Here is an 18,369-nt window from a genome sequence, read left to right on the forward strand (position 1 = left end):
CCGCTCAGAACGGCATCTTGAAGCCCGGCGGCAGCGGCAGACCGGCGGTCAGGCCGCCCATCTTTTCCTGCGCGGTCGCTTCGGCCTTGCGCACGGCATCGTTGAACGCCGCTGCCACGAGGTCTTCGAGCATGTCCTTGTCATCGGCCAGCAGGCTCGGATCGATGGTCACGCGACGGACATCGTTCTTGCACGTCATCACGACCTTGACCAGACCGGCGCCCGACTGACCCTCGACTTCGATCTGGGCCAACTGCTCCTGCGCCTTCTTCATGTTTTCCTGCATTTGCTGGGCCTGTTTCATCAGACCCGCGATGTTTCCCTTCAGCATGTCGACTCCTGAGTAAATCGTATGAGGTATGTCATATAAGGTATGCCGCATGAAGCACACCGAATACGGTACACGCAGCATGTCGTGGCGTGGCACCGTAGGTATAACGCGCGTTTGGGGAATCCATTCGAAAACCCGGCGCCGATTCGCGACAACGGACTGCCTTATTGTAACGGGCGAACGCTGCCCGGCAGAATCTGGGCGTCGAATTCGTCGATCAATTCGCGCACGAGCGGATCGTTGGCGATCACCTGTTCGGCCGCGTGTTGGCGCGCGGCTGCCGCTTGCGCCGCCAGCGAAGCCGCCGTCGTGCCCACTTGCCCCAGTTCGACGTGCAATTGCACCTCGGCGCCAAGGTGCTCCGTCAGCGTCTGACGCAACTTGTCGGTGGTAGCCGCATCGGCCAACTGACGCAGCGGCACGACCAAATGCAGCACACGGCCTGCGACTTCGGTCAGCTCACTTTGAAACGCCAGTTGCTGGGCAAGACCGCGAGCCGGGAGTTCGGCGGCCAATGCCGGCCATTCGCCGGTAAAAACGGGCGCAACGCCATCGGCTTCACGGTAGACGCAGGCGCGCAGCGCGACCGCAGGCGCCGCCGCGCCAGAGCCGGCAGGCTCGGGCTCCGGATCGGCACCAGCCGGCGCCTCGTCCGACGCGCGCGTCGTGCCGCTGCGATGGGCGCTTGCGCCCGCCGCAGCGCGCCCTGCCGTGCCCTTGCGCCCGGCGTTCAGGGCGGCGAGCGCAGCACGGGCAGGCGACATCGGGGTGCCATCGGCCGGCGTACTGCTTCGCGCCGACGGGGCGCGGCGCGCCTCGGGCTGTGCGGCCGGCGACGCAGATGTCGAGCCCGCTGCGGACGCGCTCGGCGCAGAAGCGACCGACGGTGCCGAAGCCGCCGGGGAAGCCGATGCGGGCGATGCACGCCCTGTTTCGGCCATCGGCGGGCGCAACGGCGCGGCGATTGTGGCCGGTGCCCGCGTGGCGCTTGCCGCCTGCGGCGTTGGCGGCTCCGCGAGCACGCCGCCCACGAGCAACGGCGTAAACGCGGCCATGCGCAGCAGCGCCATCGAAAAGCCGGTGTATTCGTCCGGTGCAAGACTGAGTTCGCCGCGCGCGCGCGTGGCAATCTGGTAATACAGCTGGACCGCTTCCGGCGACAACGCTTCGGCCAGGCGTCGCACGTCCGCCGCTTCCGGCCAGTCGTCCGATACGGCCTGGGGGGCGTATTGCGCCAACGCAATCTTGTGCAGCAAACTGCCGAGATCCTGCAATCCCGCCGCAAACGAGAAACTGCGCTCGGCCATTTCGTCGGCAACGGCGAGCAGGTCAGTACGCGATTCGTCCTTGAGCGCGTCGAGCAGGCGCACGAGCACGCTCTGATCGATCGCGCCGAGCATGCCGCGCACGGCCGTCTCGGTCAGCGGCCCCGCAGCATAGGCGATGGCTTGGTCGGTGAGCGACAGCGCGTCGCGCATGCTGCCGCCGGCCGCCTTGGCGAGCAGTCGTAGCGCCTGCGGCTCGTTCTCGATCCCTTCCTCGCCGAGGATGGTCGTGAGATGCGACACGATGTGCCCGGCAGGCATCTGCTTGAGATTGAATTGCAGGCAGCGCGAGAGCACAGTGACCGGGATCTTCTGCGGATCGGTCGTCGCGAGAATGAATTTGACGTGCGCGGGCGGCTCTTCCAGCGTCTTGAGCATTGCGTTGAACGCGTGCCCCGTCAACATGTGCACTTCGTCGATCATGTAGACCTTGAAGCGCGCGTCCGCCGGCGCGTAGACGGCCTTTTCGAGCAACGACGTCATCTCGTCGACGCCGCGATTCGATGCCGCGTCCATTTCGACGTAGTCGACGAAGCGCCCTTCGTCAATCGCCCGGCAGGCCTTGCACACGCCGCACGGCTCGGCCGTTATCCCCGTCTCGCAATTGAGCGCCTTCGCCAGAATGCGCGAGAGTGTTGTCTTGCCGACGCCACGCGTGCCGGTAAACAAGTAAGCGTGATGCAAACGCTGTTGCTCGAGCGCGTGCGTCAACGCACGCACGACGTGCTCCTGGCCCACCAGGGTCGAGAAGCCTTTGGGGCGCCATTTGCGCGCGAGTACTTGATAGGTCATGCCAAATTGTAACAGTTCGGCGTTGAGCGTCCGCACCGATGTCAACGCCCGATCGGGCGCCGGCCGCCCGCGAAATACGGCAGGCTATCGGTGCGATAGAAAAAAATGTTGTGCGATTCTACCAAGCCCGTCCGGCCCACGCGATACGCGGTGAAGCGGCGTTGGCAAGGCTCGGGGGGGAACGCCAAACGGCATCGACGAGCGATGGCGGCACCATGCCCATTCACTATGGGAACGACAGATCGCAACGACACGCGAGAGATGAAAACGGGGGAAAATTTTGCGCAGGACGCGCGAAGAACGTCGATAAAACAAAGAGGTAGGTGACGAGCCTGACCCTCGGCACTGGCAGAAAACGGTTGTGGCTGCTTCGTTCCCGACCTGACCAGATTGGCCGCGCCACCATGCGAGGAGGCCCGTCAGGAAAAGATTCTACCAGAGTCGACGCGTCAACAGAAGCCCGGTGTGCGAGATTGTGAGACACGGCAGCGCCGCGGCGGCAACCTTATGGCGCACTCAGCCACTACGCGCAAGCGTTTGCGATTTCCGCTAAGATGGTCACAAACTGCATTGGCGAACGCTATTGAAGCACGCAATTGCAGCCTCCATATGGAGAATGCACGCCCGGAAAAGCCGGGTGACATCTCCGGCGTCGGTGAAAGCGCGCTGTTTTCGCCGGACGTTTCCGAATAGTCAGACGAGGCAACAATACTCATGAGCGAACAAATCAAGCACATTTCCGATGCCACCTTCGATGCGGACGTTTTGAATTCCGACAAGCCGGTGCTTCTCGACTTCTGGGCGGAATGGTGCGGTCCGTGCAAGATGATCGCCCCGATCCTGGAGGACGTGGCGAAGGAATACGGCGACAAGGTGCAAGTCGCCAAGATGAACGTGGACGACAATCAGGCCACGCCGGCCAAGTTCGGCATTCGCGGCATCCCGACGCTGATCCTGTTCAAGAACGGCGCCGTCGCGGGCCAGAAGGTCGGCGCACTTGCGAAGGGTCAACTGACCGCCTTCCTTGACCAGCATCTGTGATCCCGAGCCGATGACGGCAGGTGCCGGGGCCTTTGTCGCCGCCGTGCGACAGCCCGGCACCGGGCAAGCGGCGCAATGCTTGCGCGAGACGCTGCTTGCTATATAATCCGGCAACAAGCATCCCAAAGTTCTTCGAGCGTTCGCTCACTTTTCCCTGATCCTTCACTTGTCGTCCGACGGACGGCACCTCCGTATGCATTTATCCGAACTAAAGTCCCAGCACGTCTCCGAACTGCTTGAAATGGCGAACGGTCTCGAGATCGAGAACGCGAACCGCCTTCGCAAGCAGGAGCTGATGTTCGCCATTCTGAAGAAGCGCGCAAAAACCGGCGAGACCATCTATGGCGACGGTACGCTCGAGGTGCTGCCGGATGGCTTCGGTTTCCTGCGCTCGCCTGAGACGTCGTATCTGGCCAGCACGGACGATATCTATATCAGCCCGTCGCAGATCCGCCGCTTCAACCTGCATACCGGCGACACGATCGAAGGGGAAGTGCGCACGCCGAAGGACGGCGAGCGCTATTTCGCGCTGGTGAAGGTCGACAAGGTCAACGACCACCCGCCCGAGGCCTCGAAACATAAGATCATGTTCGAGAACCTCACACCGCTGCACCCGAACAAGCCGTTGCTGCTCGAGCGTGACATTCGCGGTGAAGAGAACGTGACGGGCCGCATCATCGACATGATTGCCCCGATCGGCAAGGGCCAGCGCGGTCTGCTCGTGGCCTCGCCGAAGTCAGGCAAGACGGTGATGCTGCAACACATCGCTCACGCGATTGCCACCAACCATCCGGAAGCCAAGCTTTTCGTGCTGCTCATCGACGAGCGCCCGGAAGAAGTGACCGAGATGCAGCGTTCGGTGAAAGGCGAAGTGGTCGCTTCGACGTTCGACGAACCGGCCACGCGTCACGTTCAGGTCGCCGAAATGGTGATCGAGAAGGCTAAGCGCCTGATCGAAATGAAACAGGACGTGATCATTCTGCTCGACTCGATCACGCGTCTGGCCCGCGCTTACAACACCGTGATCCCGGCCTCGGGCAAGGTGCTCACCGGCGGCGTGGACGCCAACGCCCTGCAGCGCCCGAAGCGCTTCTTCGGGGCAGCGCGTAACGTCGAAGAAGGCGGCTCGCTTACGATCATCGCCACAGCGCTGATCGAAACCGGCAGCCGCATGGACGACGTGATCTACGAAGAATTCAAGGGCACGGGCAATATGGAAGTGCACCTCGAGCGCCGTCTCGCGGAAAAGCGCGTCTACCCGGCGATCAACCTGAACAAGTCGGGCACGCGTCGCGAAGAGCTCCTCATCAAGCCGGAAATCCTGCAAAAGATCTGGGTGCTGCGCAAGCTCATCTACGATATGGACGAGGCCGAGGCCATGGAGTTCCTGCTTGGCAAGATCAAGCAGACGAAGAACAACGCCGAGTTCTTCGACCTGATGCGCCGCGGCGGCTGATTTCGCCCCTCCCTGCGCATCACGAGAAAAAGCCGCGACCCGCGTGTCGCGGCTTTTTCATTGCGCTGCCCTGCCGCCGCCTTGCCGTCCCTACCCCTCGTTGTGTATGCCGCGCCGCCAGCCGTAGCCGCAGCGGCGCGGGCGGCCGCGACGACTGTTATATGATGGAACGGCACCGCGCACTGGCCGCTGGCACGCGTTCCCCGAAAGCTGTTCCCGAAGGAGAGATTGCAATGTCCGAGCAAGACGATTTGATGGCGGAAGCCTTTGCCCACCTGGAAGCCGGCGACCCCGAGTCGGCGCTGGAGATTGGCAAGCGGCTTGAGTCGATGCAGTACTCGGGCGCCTATGAGGTACAGGCGATGGCCTACGCCGACATGGACGACATGGAACAGGCGGTGGCCATCCTGGAAGCCGGTGTCGCGCATGCCCCGGGCGTCTGGTTGCTCTGGCAACTGCTCGGCAACTACCGCTCCGACCTGGGGCGCTTCCCCGGCGCCATCGAGGCGTACGAAGCCGCCGGCAACTGCGCGCCGGACGAAGACCTCGTCATCGTCGACTTCAATCACGCCAATGCCCTCGCCCGCCACGGCGATTTCACGTCAGCACAGACGCGTCTCGACCGTGTGCTCGAAAACCCGCACCTCGCGCAGGCCGGCCGCGCCTTCATCGAGAACGCCATCGCGCTGCGCATGCACCTGTTCAACGCGCAAGGTGAGCCGAACGCCGCCATCGCGACATACGAATCGCTGCACAAGCACGAGCGCGATGACGAAGGCAGCAACGTGGCGATGGCCGATGTGCTCGCCGAGCTGTCGCTGGCGTACAAGCAGTCGGGCGATAACGAAAAGGCGCTCGCGTCGGCGCTGGAGGCCGTGCAGCTCTACAAGTGGAGCGATACCGCCCTTTGGGCGCTGCGCGCCGCACGCGACGCACAGTCGGATACGGCACAGGTGATGCATCTGATCGTGGAAGGTCACTGGTACGAGCCGCTGGAAGACGAAGACCCCGATGGCCCTCCCCCCGAGTTCGTCACCACCTACGATGTGGTGGCCGACGATGCGGCGGAAGCCCTGCGCCTGATCGCGGAATGCGAGCCACCGCAAGTGCGCGACTCGCTGCGCATCGCCGAGACGCATCCGGTCGATCACGACGAGGAGTCGCCCGCGCCCTACAAGGGGGTCTATGCCACGGGCGAATACCATATGTATCAGCCGGGCGAGGACATCGATTAAGCGAATCCTCCAGGCGCATCGATCTCGCCGTTGGCGACCGAGAACGACAAAGGGCACCGGAACTCACCCGATGCCCTTTTTGATTTGCCGCATCAACACGAACGATCACAGGCGCATCTCGCCCCCGCGGTCACGCGTGACTTTACTTGTAGCCAGCGCGATCGAGAATCCGCTGTGCTTCCGGCAGACTTTTTGCGATAGTGCCGATGGGCACATCTTCCGCTTTGAATTGACCCAGCGCGGCAAGCGCCGGGTTCGCCACCTGGGTCGTCGGCACGGCCGGCCACTCGTTGTTGCCGTTCGCGAAGTATCGTTGCGCTTCGTCGCTCGCGAGATATTCCAGGAACTTCACAGCATTGGCCTGGTTCGGTGCGTGTCTGGCAACGCCCGCCCCCGCCACATTCACATGCGTGCCCTTGCCTGCCTGATCCGGCCAGATCAAGCCGACCTTGGCCATCAGCGCCTTGTCTTCCGGCTTCTCCGAGCGCGCCATGCGCACGTAGTAGTACGAGTTCGCCAGCGCCACGCTGCACTCGCCCGTCGCCACGGCCTTGATCTGATCGGTGTCCCCGCCGCGCGGCGCCCGTGCGAAGTTCGCCACCATGCCTTCGGCCCATTTCTGCGTCGCCGGCGCACCCTCACGCACGATCAGCGCGCCCACCAGCGAGAGCATGTACGGATGCGAGCCCGAACGGGTGCAGACTTGCCCCTTGTGCGACGGATCGGCGAGCGACGTGTACGTCTGCACGGTCTTGGGGTCGACCTTGTCCTTGTTGTAGACGATGACACGTGCCCGTGTCGAAAAGCCGTACCAGTCGGTACCCGCTTTCGTGCTCGCGGCGTGGAGCTTCGCCGGAATGCGTGCGTCGAGCGTCCCCGACCGGGTCGGCTGGAACAGCCCCGCCTCGTCGGCTTTCGCCAGTCGCGCCGCGTCGACCATCAGAATGACGTCCGCCGGACTCTTCGCCCCCTCGCTCTTCAAACGCTCGAGCAGCGCAGCGTCGTCCGCTTCGATCCGGTTGATCTTGATGCCGGTCTGCCGTGTGAACGTGCCGAAAAGCTGCTCGTCGGTCTGGTAATGACGCGCCGAGTACAGGTTCAGCACGCCACCGGTGTCGGCCTGTGCGCCGAGTGTCGCCCCCATTACGCTGCCGAGCACCGTCAGTCGCGCCAGTTTGCCGATCGTCTTCGCCTTCATGGGCCATTCCCCTCGCTGTCATGGTTTCGTAGAGAGGAACAGGATAATGAAAAAGGCACAAAGTTGCAAATGATTCCCATTCGCGTTATTTCCGATATTCATTATCTGAAGCGTTCGGGATGGGATGCGCCGTGGAGCGACGACGTGGGTGCGAGGTCGGCGAACCGCCAAGGCCGGCGCACCTGAGGACGGATGGCACGCGAACTTGGCGCCCGCCGTGTGTTGCGGCTGATAAGACGAGGCACCCCGCCAAAGGTTCCTGCCGGGTCCGCGCATCACTACGATATCCTCGAAAAGTGAACCGAATTGCGCCTGCGCGGCTCCAACCGCCGTAAAATTGTGCGTCGACGCACGTCGGTTGCCAGCCTTCTCCATGGCCGAAGGCGCTACGCGCGTTTGTCCTGCCCTGCCGGAGTTTCCCCTTGTTGTCGTTGATTCGAACGTTACGCCGCCCTGTCACACCGACAGCCCACGGTGACCCCGCCTTGTTGCCCCCTCTATCGCGCACGCTTTTGCGTCCCCTTTTGCGCCCCCTATCCTCCATCCTCGCCGGCGCACGTTTCCGGCGCACTGCGTCGCCCCGCACGGCCTTGAGCGCGCTTGCCATGGCCGCCGTGCTGGCCGGGTGCGCAAGCGCCCCGGCGGGCAACGCGCCGGTGGCGCCTATCGACCCCCTGCCGTCGACCGCGCAAACACCGTCGGCACCCGTAGCACCGCCGAAGGTCGTCCGTCCGCTGAAGATCGGCCTCGCGCTGGGCGGCGGCGCGGCGCGCGGGTTTGCGCACGTCGGCGTCATCAAGGCGCTGGAAGCGCGTGGCATTCACGCGGACATCGTGGTCGGCACCAGTGCGGGCAGCGTGGTTGGCGCGATGTACGCCTCAGGCCTGAACGGCTTCCAGCTCAACCGTCTGGCGTCAACGATGGACGAGGCGTCGATTAGCGACTGGACGATGCCGTTCCGCGCGCGCGGCATGCTGCGCGGCGAAGCCCTGCAGTCTTACGTCAACAAGATCATCAAGGATCGTCCGATCGAGCAGATGCCGCGCCAGTTGGGCATCGTGGCCACCGATTTGCAGAGCGGCGCGCCGATCCTGTTCCGCCGCGGCAATACCGGGCAGGCCGTGCGGGCGTCGAGCAGCGTGCCAGGCGTGTTCGAGCCTGTGCATATCGGCACGCGCGATTATGTCGACGGCGGCCTGGTCGCGCCGGTGCCCGCCGAATACGCCCGCCAGATGGGCGCCGACTTCGTGATTGCCGTCGACATTTCAGCCAACCCGACCGCACAGGCAACGCAAGGCCAGTTCGACATCCTCATGCAGACGTTCACGATCATGGGTCAGTCGATCAAGCAGTACGAACTGGAGAAGAATGCGGACGTGGTGATTCGTCCGTCGCTGGCAAAGATGGGCGCCTCGGACTTCCAGGGCCGTAATCGCGCCATCCTGGCAGGTGAAGAAGCGGTTGCCGCGATGTGGCCGCAAATCCAGCGCAAGCTGGCCGAAGCGCAGACGGAAGCCACGCGAGGCACGTCTCAAGCCTCGCGCTGATCGAGGCAGCGCCGGGCCTGCCGCCGCAACCGCCCCTGAAAAACGAAATGCCGCCCACTGGGCGGCATTTCGTTCTGCTGTCTCGATATCCGCCAACGCCGCGGACATCGAACGCTTACATCGGGTGGTCGTTCTTGAAGAGTTGCTCGACGCGCGTCAGTTCAGCGCTGGCCTTGAGCGTTTCGACGCGGCGCGCGCCGTTGTAGCGGGCCGACCAGTACGATTCACGCAGATCCTCCACGCGAATCTTGCCGCCAGTGGCCGGCGCATGCACGAACTTGTCGCCGCCAATGTAGATGCCGACGTGCGAGAAGCTGCGACGCATGGTATTGAAGAACACCAGATCGCCCGGCTTCAGATCGGTCTTGGCGATGCGCTCGCCCACCTGGCTCATCTCTTCCGCGCGGCGCGGCAGCATGAAGTTGAGCGTGTCCTGGAATACATAACGCACGAAACCGCTGCAATCGAGACCGCTATCCGGCGTGTTGCCCCCGTATTTGTAGCGAACGCCGATGTAGTTCAGCGCGCCCAGTACCACGTCCGAGGCCTTGTCGGTCACATTCGAGAGCAGCTTCTGCGCGCGTTGCACCCGCGATTCTTCAACCGGTGCCTGCGGGGCCGCGTCGGGCACGGCCGACGTTGCGACGTTCGCGGCAACATTCTGGGCAGCGCTGAAAGAGCCGCCCGCCTGAAGGGTGGCGGCGGCCGCACGTGCGGCGGCGGTCGGGCCGTTGTTGTAGTCGTCTGCCTGCGCCGTCAACGAGGCGGTGACGAGGCCGGCGGCAGTGAACGCGAGAAGGAGTGTCTTGCGGATGCGCGGAGGGGTCGTCTGCATTAGTCGCCGGTGTGAGTGTGTCGGATGGCCGATGAGTCGCTCGTCAGGTGCAACAGGATGCTGCCGTGTCAAACGCCTTCGAGTCACGCCCGGCTGACCCACCGCCGAACTTGTCGTCTTGACTGACCGTTAACTCGTTGAATATTCAACTTAATTGGTACGCGATAGTAATGTGAACGTCACATGATGTCAAAAGGTAATAGAAAAAAACAATCAGCACAATCAGAAAATTTTCATTCCCAATCGGGCCATTGCGATTTGGCCGATGTTGTGCGACGTTGCGCGATATTTCATTGCAACGTCATGCGTCTTACAGCATCGCCGCCGCAACCAACGCTCGCGTGTAATCGTTCTGCGGATCGAACAGCACCGACTCTGTGTCCCCCTGCTCGACCAGATACCCGTCCTTGAAGACCAGCACGCGGTGTGCCATCGCACGCATGACGGCCAGGTCGTGACTGATAAAGAGGTAGCTCAGGTTGTACTTGATCTGCAGTTGCGCGAGCAGATGGAGCACCTGCTGCTGAATGGACACGTCGAGCGCGCTGGTCGGCTCGTCGAGCACAATCATCTGCGGGTCGACCACGAGGGCGCGCGCGATCGCAATCCGCTGCCGTTGACCGCCCGAAAATTCGTGCGGATAGCGCGACATGGCACGCGCATCGATCCCGACTTCGCGCAACACGTCCACCACGCGAGTTCGCCGCTCGTCTTCCGTCAGTTGCGGCCGATGTAGCGCAAGCCCCTCGCCCACGATCTCCTCGATCGTCATGCGCGGCGACAACGAGCCGAATGGGTCCTGGAACACGATCTGCATGCGCGAGCGCAGCGTGCGCTGCGCCTTGCCACGATAGGCGGAGAGCGGCTCGCCCTGGAATTCGATCTGCCCCTCGCTCGCGCGCTGAAGTCCGAGCAACGCCATCGCGAGCGTCGACTTGCCGGAGCCCGACTCGCCCACCACGCCCAGCGTCTCGCCCTGACGCAGCGCCAGGTCGAGCGGATGCACCGCACGGAACCGTCCGCGCCGAAACCAGCCGCGCGGGCCCGGCTGCGACGTCGCATAGTCGACCGCGACGCCGCGCGCTTCGAGCAACACCGGCGCAATCGGCAACACCGGATGAATCTCCCGCTGCGGTCGACTGTCGAGCAGCTTGCGCGTGTAGGGATGTTGTGGATTCGTGAAGAGCGTCTCGGTGACGGCACACTCCACGAGGACGCCTTTCTCCATCACCGCGACACGTTGCGCGAAACGCCGCACCAGGTTCAGATCGTGCGTGATGAGCAGCACCGCCATGCCACGCGTCTCGGCGGCATCGCGTTGCAACTCCAGCAGCAACTCGATGATCTGTGCACGAATGGTGACGTCGAGTGCCGTGGTCGGTTCGTCGGCCAGCAGCAGCTTGGGCCGGCACGCGAGCGCCATCGCAATCATGGCGCGCTGACGTTGTCCGCCCGACAACTCGTGCGGGAAATGCGACACACGGCGCTCCGGCTCGGGAATGCCCGTGCGGCGCAGCAACTCCACCGCGCGCGCCTTCGCCTGCTTGGGGAACAGCCCTTCATGCAACTCGAGCGCCTCGGCAATCTGCTCGCCGATCGAATAGAGCGGATTGAGCGCGGTCATCGGCTCCTGGAAGATCATGGCGATGTCGTTGCCACGCAGCCCGCGCATCTCGCGCTCGCTCACGCTGGCCAGGTCAACGCCGTCGAGCATGATGCGTCCCTGTATCTGCGCGTCCTGCAACAGCCGCAGGATGGCCAGTGCCGTCACACTCTTGCCCGAGCCCGACTCGCCGACCAGCGCGACGCGCTCGCCACGCCCGATGGCGAAGCTGATGTCCTTCACGGCCTCGGTGTCGCCGAAGCGCACCGACAGGTTTTCGACACTGAGTAGCGGTGCGCTCACACTGCCCCCCCGGCGGCCGCCTGCTTGTCCGCAACCCGTGTGTCGAGCGCATTGCGCAAGGCATCCCCCATGAACGTGAGCAACAACAGCGTGAGCACGAGCACAACGAACGTCGCCAGCGAAATCCACCACGCGTCGAGATTCGCCTTGCCCTGATTGAGTAGTTCACCCAGGCTGGGGGTCGGCGGCGGCACGCCGAGCCCGAGGAAGTCGAGACTCGTGAGCGCGAGAATCGCCCCGCTCATGCGGAACGGCAGGAACGTGATGACCGGCGTCATGCTGTTGGGCAGCACGTGACGCCGGATGATCTGCCCGTTCGAGAGTCCCATCGCCCGCGCAGCGCGAACGTAATCGAGCTGACGATTGCGCAGGAACTCGGCGCGCACGTAATCGGACAGGCCAATCCAGCCGAACAGCGAGAGCAGCACGAAGAGCAGCCACAGGTGCGGCTCGAAGATCGACGCAAAGATGATGAGCAGGTACAGCTCCGGCAACGATCCCCAGATCTCGATCAGGCGTTGCAGCGTCAGGTCGATGCGCCCGCCGTAGAACCCCTGCACCGCACCGGCCAGCACCCCGAGCAGCGTACCGGACACCGTCAGCGCCAGTGCGAAGATCACCGACAGGCGGAAGCCGTACAGCAGCCGCGAGAAGACATCCCTGCCGCGATCGTCCGTGCCCAGCCAGTTCTCGGATGACGGCGGCGCCGGATTGGGTACCGCGGAGAAATAGTTGATGGTGTCGTAGCTGTAGCGCACCGGCGGATAGATCGCGAAGTTGTCGCCCGCGCGAATGCGCTTTTCGATGAACGGATCGAGGTAATCCGTGGGTGTCGGAAAATCGCCGCCGAAGGTCAACTCCGGATACGTCTTCACGAGCGGGAAATACCAATGCCCCTCATAGCGAACGACCCACGGCTTGTCATTGGCGATCACCTCGGCAAAGAGGCTGATGCCGAACAGCACGACGAACACGACGAGACTCCAATAGCCCAGTCGCTGGTTGCGAAAGCGCCGCCACACACGCCAACGCGGCGAACGCGATGGCGGGGGCGGACGCGATGCGGCGAACGACGTCGGGCGTGACGGTGGCGTGGCGGATCGGGTCACGTCAGTGCTCCAGTCGATCGAATTGAATACGCGGGTCGACCAGGACATAGCACAGGTCGGAGATTAGCTTCGTCACCAGGCCGATGAGCGTGAACAGATACAGCGAGCCGAGCACGACCGGATAATCGCGGCGCTGGACCGATTCGTACGACAGGCGCCCCAGCCCATCGAGCGAGAACAGCGTCTCGATCAGCAGGCTGCCCGCGAAGAACGCGCCGATGAAGGCCGACGGGAAGCCGGTGATCAGCGGAATCAACGCGTTGCGGAAGATATGCTTGAACAGCACCTTGCGCTCGGAAAGCCCTTTGGCACGCGCGGTGAGCACATACTGGCGGCGGATCTCGTCGAGGAACGCGTTCTTGGTGAGCATCGTGACGACCGCGAAACTCCCCACGACCGACGCGGTCACCGGCAGCGTGATGTGCCACAGGTAGTCGGTGATCTTCGCCGGCCATGACAAATCACTCCAGTTATCGGAGACGAGCTCACGCAGCGGGAACAACTGCCAGAACGTGCCACCGCCGAATAGCACCAGCAGCAACACCCCGAGCACGAAGCCCGGGATCGCGTAGCCGACGAGCACGACCAGGCTGGTGAGCGTGTCGAATCGGGAACCGTTGCGCACCGCCTTGGCGATACCCAACGGCACCGATATCAGGTACGTGAGGAAAAACGTCCACAGGCCCAGAGAAATCGACACCGGCAACTTCGAGACGATCAGCGACCACACGCTCTGGTGATGGAAATAACTCTGGCCGAGATCGAATCTCGAGAAGCGCTTGAGCATGAGCCAGTAGCGCTCCACCGGCGTCTTGTCGAAACCGTACAGCGCCTTGATCTGGGCCAATTGTTGCGGGTCGATGCCGCGCCGGCCGCGATAGTCGCTCGCGGTGCCGCCGCCGCTCGCCTCCCCGCCGCCGCCGCGCCCCTTGAGTTCGAGCATCACCTGCTCGACCGGACCGCCCGGCACGAATTGAATGACCGCGAAGGTCAGCGTGATCACGCCGAGCAGCGTCGGAATCATGATCAACAGGCGTTTCAGGATGTAGGACCACATGGTTGGGGGGCAGCTCCTGTTGGGACCCGGCGCAATGAATATCTATCGGGACGGGGCGGGCGCAGCGGACGGCGCCAAGGCCGCGGGCACACCCGGCGTCGCCGCCTTGTCCTGCCCCACACGCGAATCCCACCACGTCGATACGAGCCAGCCTTCGGCGGTGTAGTACAGCGGCAACTTGTCAGGGAAGTGCAGGTACTGCTTGTAGGCCATGCGATGCGTGGACGAGAACCAGTGCGGCACGATGTAGTACCCGTGCATCAACACGCGGTCGAGCGCACGCGCGGCGGCCACGAGATCGTCATAGGTATGCGCACGCACGAGATCGGCCACGAGCGCGTCGACCGCCGGATCCTTCAGGCCGATGACGTTGTCCGAGCCTTCCACATCGGCCGACTGACTGCCGAAGCGGTCGAGCAATTCAGTGCCGGGAATCTGCGAATCGGGATAGCGCAGCGAAATCATGTCGAAGTCGAACGCCTCGAGACGCTTCTGATACAACGCGTAGTCGCTGGTGCGGAAGTTCAGCGTGATCCCCAGCTTCGCGAGATTGCGCGCGTACGCCGAGGCGATCGGCCCCATCGCCCCGCCATCGTCGAGAAATTCGAACACGAACGGCTCGCCCTTTGCGTTGCGCAATGCACCGTCGCGATATGTCCAGCCTGCCTGCGTCAGCAGTTCGCGCGCCCGGCGCAGGTTCTCGCGCAGACTGGCGGGCGGGGACGTCGTCGGCTGCACGACCATCGGCCCGAACACGGCCGGATCGAGCGACTTGCGCAGCGGGTCCAGCAGCTTGCGCTCCGCCTCGCTCGGCAGGCCGCGGGCGGCGAGATCGCTGTTGGTGAAATAGCTGTCGATGCGATGGTACTGGTTGTAGAACAATTGACGATTGAGCCACTGGAAGTCGAGCGCCAGATCCAGCGCGCGACGCACGCGCACATCGCGGAACCTGTCGCGCCGCAGGTTAAGGATAAAGCCCTGCATGCCCGCCGTATTGTGATGCGCGAACTCGCGCTTGATCAGTTCACCATCGCGAAAGCGCTTGCCCACGTAGCTGCGCACCCAGCTCCGGGCACGGTACTCGGTGATCGCGTCGAACTCGCCCGCCTTGAAGCCTTCGAGCCGCACGATGTCGTCGGAGTAAAGCTTGTAGACGATGCGCTCGAAGTTGTAGGTGCCACGTCGCACCGGCAGGGCGTTGCCCCAGTACTTCGGGTCGCGCCGGAAAGTGATGCGCCGTCCGCCGTCATATGATTCGATCCGATATGGACCGCTGGCGATGGGCGTCTCGAACGCCAGCGCGTCGAAGGCCTTGCGCTTGCCGTTCGCGCCGGCGACCCATTTGGGCGAGAACACCGGCACCGCCGCCGCGAGCAGCGGCAGGTCGGGACTCACGCGACGGAAGTCGAAACGCACACGACGACCGTCGAGCACACTCACGCCCTTGATGTCCGCGAACATCGTCTTGAAGCCCGGCGACGCCTGCGGGCTCATCAGCGTATCGAACGAGTACTTGACGTCCTGCGCCGTGACCGGATCGCCGTTGTTGAAGCGCGCGGCCGGGTTGAGGTGGAACGTGACCGATGTGCCATCGGGGGCCACCGCGATGTCGTCGGCGAGCAGGCCGTAGACGGTGGCAGGTTCGTCAGCGCTGCCGACACCCAGCGTCTCGAACATGAGACCCAGCACGCCCGGGGCCGACGTGCCGCGCAACGTAAACGGATTGAACTTGTCGAAGCTGGTGCGGCGATCGGGGTTGGCGAGCGTCAGCGTACCGCCGCGAGGCGCATCGGGATTGACGTAGTCGAAGTGCGTGAACCCTTGCGGATACTTCGGCTCGCCGTATTGGGCAATGGCATACTTCGCCTGCGCCGCCGGCGCCAGCAACAGGCCCAGCGCGAGCGCCGGAACAAGGGCAGGAACGACGCTCAGCACGCGGACCAGGGAAGACACGAAGCGGCCCAGCGAGCCGCGCGTCGAGTGTGGATGCCGTGTTGTGCGCGCTTTCATGCATCTCCTGTGTTGGTCGGCGAGTGCCCGCCTGCCGGGGCCCGGACGCATCCAGCCCCCTCCCCTTGGGCCCGCCGCAACGTTTGGCGACGTCGGGTGACGTCTCATCTTCCCGCCCTCACGCGCATTTCCCGCGTGAGGCTTGGCGACACGGCCTGACCGCGCGACAATTGTACCCAAAAGCCCGGCGGTTACCGCACTGAAAGACGCAGGCTCGCCGGCCCGGTTCCCCTGTTCCCACCCTGGAGGCCGACGTTGAGTGCTACACGATCGCCTGCGCAGAACCCCAACCGTACCCTGCCTCGCTGGCTCGCACGATTTTTCTTTCAGTGTGTTGAAGCTGCGCAACGTCGTATTGCGCGCGGCTCATTGGTCGGCGACAAGCCCATCTTCGACAACGCGCAGTTCCCGTGGGTCGAAGCCCTCGAAGCGCAGGCACCGGCCATCGCCCGGGAACTCGATGCCGTCCTGGCCACCCCCGGGCGTTTGCCTGCGTTTCACGAAATCTCGCCCGACGTCGCCACCATCACGCAAGACCATCAGTGGCAGACCTTCGTGTTTCTCGGCTATGGCATGCGGGCCGAGCGCAATCTCGCGCGCTGTCCGGCCACGGCCGCAGCGCTCGACGGCATCCCCGGGCTGCGCACCGCCTTCTTCTCGATCCTCTCGCCAGGCAAGCAGATTCCCCTGCATCGCGGTCCTTACAACGGGGTGCTGCGCCTGCATCTTGCGCTGAAGGTACCGCGAGAGCGCGAGCACTGCTGGATCGAAGTCGATGGTCAGCGTTATGCCTGGCAAGCCAACCGCGCCGTGGTCTTCGACGACGCCTATCCTCACCAGGTGCATAACGACACCGACGAGACGCGCGTGGTGCTGTTCGTCGATTTCGAGCGTCCGTGCAAGGCCCCCGTGTCGTGGCTCAACCGGTTGCTGCTCGCCTTTGCCCCGCTCACGCCCGAGTTGCAGCAAGCCAAGGCGAATCACGAACGGTGGGAGCGCGATTATTACGCGGCACCCACGCAGGCCGCCACGACTGGCACGCCCGAAACGCCCGAGCCACCGGCACCCGCCGTCAACCCGGCAACGCCTGATGCGCCAGCGGACGCCCCGTCCGCACACACCGTGGCCGACGAGCGCGCACACAGTTGACGGGGCCCGCGCCTGCGTCCATAAAAGAACGCCAGCGACGTGTCGCTGGCGTTCCGCGTTGCGGCCCCGGCTTACGACGGCCGTCCGGGTTGCGCAAGCACATCCTGCGCAGGCGGCGGGACGAAGTTCGCCGCGAGCACCGCGACCAGCGCCGCCGCCATCATTGCGCCAATGCCGAGTGCGGCATCGCCGAAGTGGAGATACGCCACCTTCACCGTCTCGATCACGACCACCGCGACGACGATGGTGATCATGCTGAGCATGCCCGCCACCGTCGCGCGATTGGGACTGTCGACGGCGAACAGCGACTGGCGATACACCACGCCGTAGCACATGCCCATGCCGAACGCATGCACGGACGTGCCGGCAAGCAACGCCGGATAGCCCGGCGAGAAAATCGCCGTACCGACGAGCGACACCGCGGCGCCGGTCAGCATGGCGGCCACGCCCGTCGCCAGCAATCGGCCGTTGGACCAGCGCCCGACCTGGCGCGCGAGCAGCACATTGCCGAGAATCAGCGCCGAGAAGACCGGCACTTGCAGCATCGCGTATTGGATCTGCGACAGACCGGCGCGCTCGATCAGGAACACCGGACCGAGGGCGATCCACGTCAGCAGCGGCGTGATGGCAAGGCCTGTGAGCACAGCGCCACGCCAGAACCGGGCGCTCGAGAGCGGTAGCTTGTAGCCCGCCCAGAGTTGCTTCGCGTTCAGCGCCATGCGGTCATGGCGCGACAGTTCCGGCATGGTGCGATACAACCCCACGAACGAGCAGACGGCCACGAGGGCGATGAGCCAGAAGATGCTGCGCCACGGCCAGTACGACACCACCGCCGCGCCCGCCAGCGGACCGAACAGCGGCGAGAGCAGCGAAACGTTGGCCATGAGTGCCATCACACGCACCGCCGTCTTCTCGTCGAACGCTTCGTGCACGGTTGGATAGCCCACCGTCAGCACGAAGCAGCAGCCCATGCCCTGGAGAAAGCGCAGCGCAATGAACTGCGGCATCGTTTGCACGTAGTGCGTGGCCAGACAGGCGACGATGAACATCACGAGACCGCCGAGCAACACGCGACGGCGTCCGAAACGATCGGCGAGTGGTCCCAGCAGCCATTGCAGACTGGCGTTGCCAAGCATGGCGGCGGTGAGCGCCAGCGTGGTCATGTCCGCCGACGCCCCGAATTCGCGCGTGACCATCGGCATGCCGGGCATGATCATGTCGTTCGAGATGTAGACGGCAAACTCGAAGAGCACGAGCGAGAACGGAAACCAGAATCGGGAAACGGACGGGGTGGGGTGAGACACCTAGTAAAGGCTCCTTTGTGCGCTCAACGCGTATGACGATGGCCCACGTAAAAGACAACACCCCCGGTACCTGC

The 18,369-nt window shown here is 63.9% G+C and carries 14 protein-coding genes and 1 other RNA gene; 5 read left to right on the top strand and 10 right to left on the bottom strand.

The features are described from left to right. Positions 1-4: 4 nt before the first annotated feature. The 3 genes from PTE31013_RS08120 to ffs form a co-directional block, all read right to left on the bottom strand. A complete protein-coding gene (locus tag PTE31013_RS08120) occupies positions 5-331 on the bottom strand; it encodes a YbaB/EbfC family nucleoid-associated protein (protein WP_010807314.1) in 327 nt (108 codons plus the stop codon). 164 nt (positions 332-495) lie between these two features. Next, positions 496-2,448: a DNA polymerase III subunit gamma/tau gene (gene dnaX / locus PTE31013_RS08125; protein ID WP_150612318.1), complete on the bottom strand. Its 1,953-nt coding sequence runs from the start codon at positions 2,446-2,448 to the stop codon at positions 496-498. Between the two features lie 322 nt (positions 2,449-2,770). Next, positions 2,771-2,869: signal recognition particle sRNA small type (gene ffs / locus PTE31013_RS08130), an RNA gene on the bottom strand. 293 nt (positions 2,870-3,162) lie between these two features. On the opposite strand from ffs, the gene trxA reads away from it, so the two are divergent. From trxA to PTE31013_RS08145, 3 genes are all read left to right on the top strand, one after another. After that, a complete protein-coding gene (trxA, locus tag PTE31013_RS08135) occupies positions 3,163-3,489 on the top strand; it encodes a thioredoxin TrxA (RefSeq protein ID WP_150612319.1) in 327 nt (108 codons plus the stop codon). Between the two features lie 193 nt (positions 3,490-3,682). Next, positions 3,683-4,945, top strand: coding sequence for a transcription termination factor Rho (rho, locus tag PTE31013_RS08140; protein WP_039374656.1), 1,263 nt, complete (start codon positions 3,683-3,685; stop codon positions 4,943-4,945). Between the two features lie 233 nt (positions 4,946-5,178). Next, a complete protein-coding gene (locus PTE31013_RS08145) occupies positions 5,179-6,180 on the top strand; it encodes a tetratricopeptide repeat protein (protein WP_174978488.1) in 1,002 nt (333 codons plus the stop codon). A 142-nt stretch (positions 6,181-6,322) separates the two neighbouring features. Here the strand turns inward: PTE31013_RS08145 and PTE31013_RS08150 are convergent, their stop codons facing one another. Then, positions 6,323-7,378, bottom strand: a complete 1,056-nt coding sequence (locus PTE31013_RS08150; RefSeq protein ID WP_150612321.1) for an extracellular solute-binding protein — start codon at positions 7,376-7,378, stop codon at positions 6,323-6,325. A gap of 605 nt (positions 7,379-7,983) precedes the next feature. Here PTE31013_RS08150 and PTE31013_RS08155 point away from each other — a divergent pair. Beyond that, entirely contained in the window at positions 7,984-8,925 is a 942-nt protein-coding gene (locus PTE31013_RS08155; RefSeq protein ID WP_150612322.1) for a patatin-like phospholipase family protein, read from the top strand. A 115-nt stretch (positions 8,926-9,040) separates the two neighbouring features. Here the strand turns inward: PTE31013_RS08155 and PTE31013_RS08160 are convergent, their stop codons facing one another. The 5 genes from PTE31013_RS08160 to PTE31013_RS08180 all read right to left on the bottom strand — a co-directional run bounded on the left by PTE31013_RS08160 (position 9,041) and on the right by PTE31013_RS08180 (position 15,842). Then, positions 9,041-9,760, bottom strand: coding sequence for a C40 family peptidase (locus PTE31013_RS08160; RefSeq protein WP_150612323.1), 720 nt, complete (start codon positions 9,758-9,760; stop codon positions 9,041-9,043). Positions 9,761-10,070: 310 nt separating this feature from the next. Further along, the gene (locus PTE31013_RS08165; protein WP_150612324.1) at positions 10,071-11,666 is read right to left on the bottom strand and encodes an ABC transporter ATP-binding protein; all 1,596 of its coding nucleotides are present in this window, start codon (positions 11,664-11,666) and stop codon (positions 10,071-10,073) included. After that, positions 11,663-12,823 carry an ABC transporter permease gene (locus tag PTE31013_RS08170; RefSeq protein WP_150612325.1) on the bottom strand — a complete coding sequence of 387 codons (1,161 nt, stop codon included), beginning with the start codon at positions 12,821-12,823 and terminating at the stop codon, positions 11,663-11,665. The genes PTE31013_RS08165 and PTE31013_RS08170 overlap by 4 nt, the downstream gene beginning before the upstream one ends. Continuing rightward, the gene (locus PTE31013_RS08175) at positions 12,777-13,832 is read right to left on the bottom strand and encodes a microcin C ABC transporter permease YejB (RefSeq protein WP_150612326.1); all 1,056 of its coding nucleotides are present in this window, start codon (positions 13,830-13,832) and stop codon (positions 12,777-12,779) included. Before PTE31013_RS08175 ends, PTE31013_RS08170 begins: the two co-directional genes overlap by 47 nt. Before the next feature lie 42 nt (positions 13,833-13,874). Further along, positions 13,875-15,842, bottom strand: a complete 1,968-nt coding sequence (locus PTE31013_RS08180; protein WP_150612327.1) for an extracellular solute-binding protein — start codon at positions 15,840-15,842, stop codon at positions 13,875-13,877. A gap of 255 nt (positions 15,843-16,097) precedes the next feature. On the opposite strand from PTE31013_RS08180, the gene PTE31013_RS08185 reads away from it, so the two are divergent. After that, entirely contained in the window at positions 16,098-16,991 is an 894-nt protein-coding gene (locus PTE31013_RS08185; protein WP_246174071.1) for an aspartyl/asparaginyl beta-hydroxylase domain-containing protein, read from the top strand. 71 nt (positions 16,992-17,062) lie between these two features. Here the strand turns inward: PTE31013_RS08185 and PTE31013_RS08190 are convergent, their stop codons facing one another. After that, on the bottom strand, positions 17,063-18,295 hold the full coding sequence (locus tag PTE31013_RS08190; RefSeq protein WP_150612328.1) for an MFS transporter: 1,233 nt from the start codon (positions 18,293-18,295) through the stop codon (positions 17,063-17,065). Positions 18,296-18,369 lie beyond the last annotated feature (74 nt).

Source organism: Pandoraea terrigena, from assembly GCF_902459705.1.
GTDB lineage: Bacteria > Pseudomonadota > Gammaproteobacteria > Burkholderiales > Burkholderiaceae > Pandoraea > Pandoraea terrigena.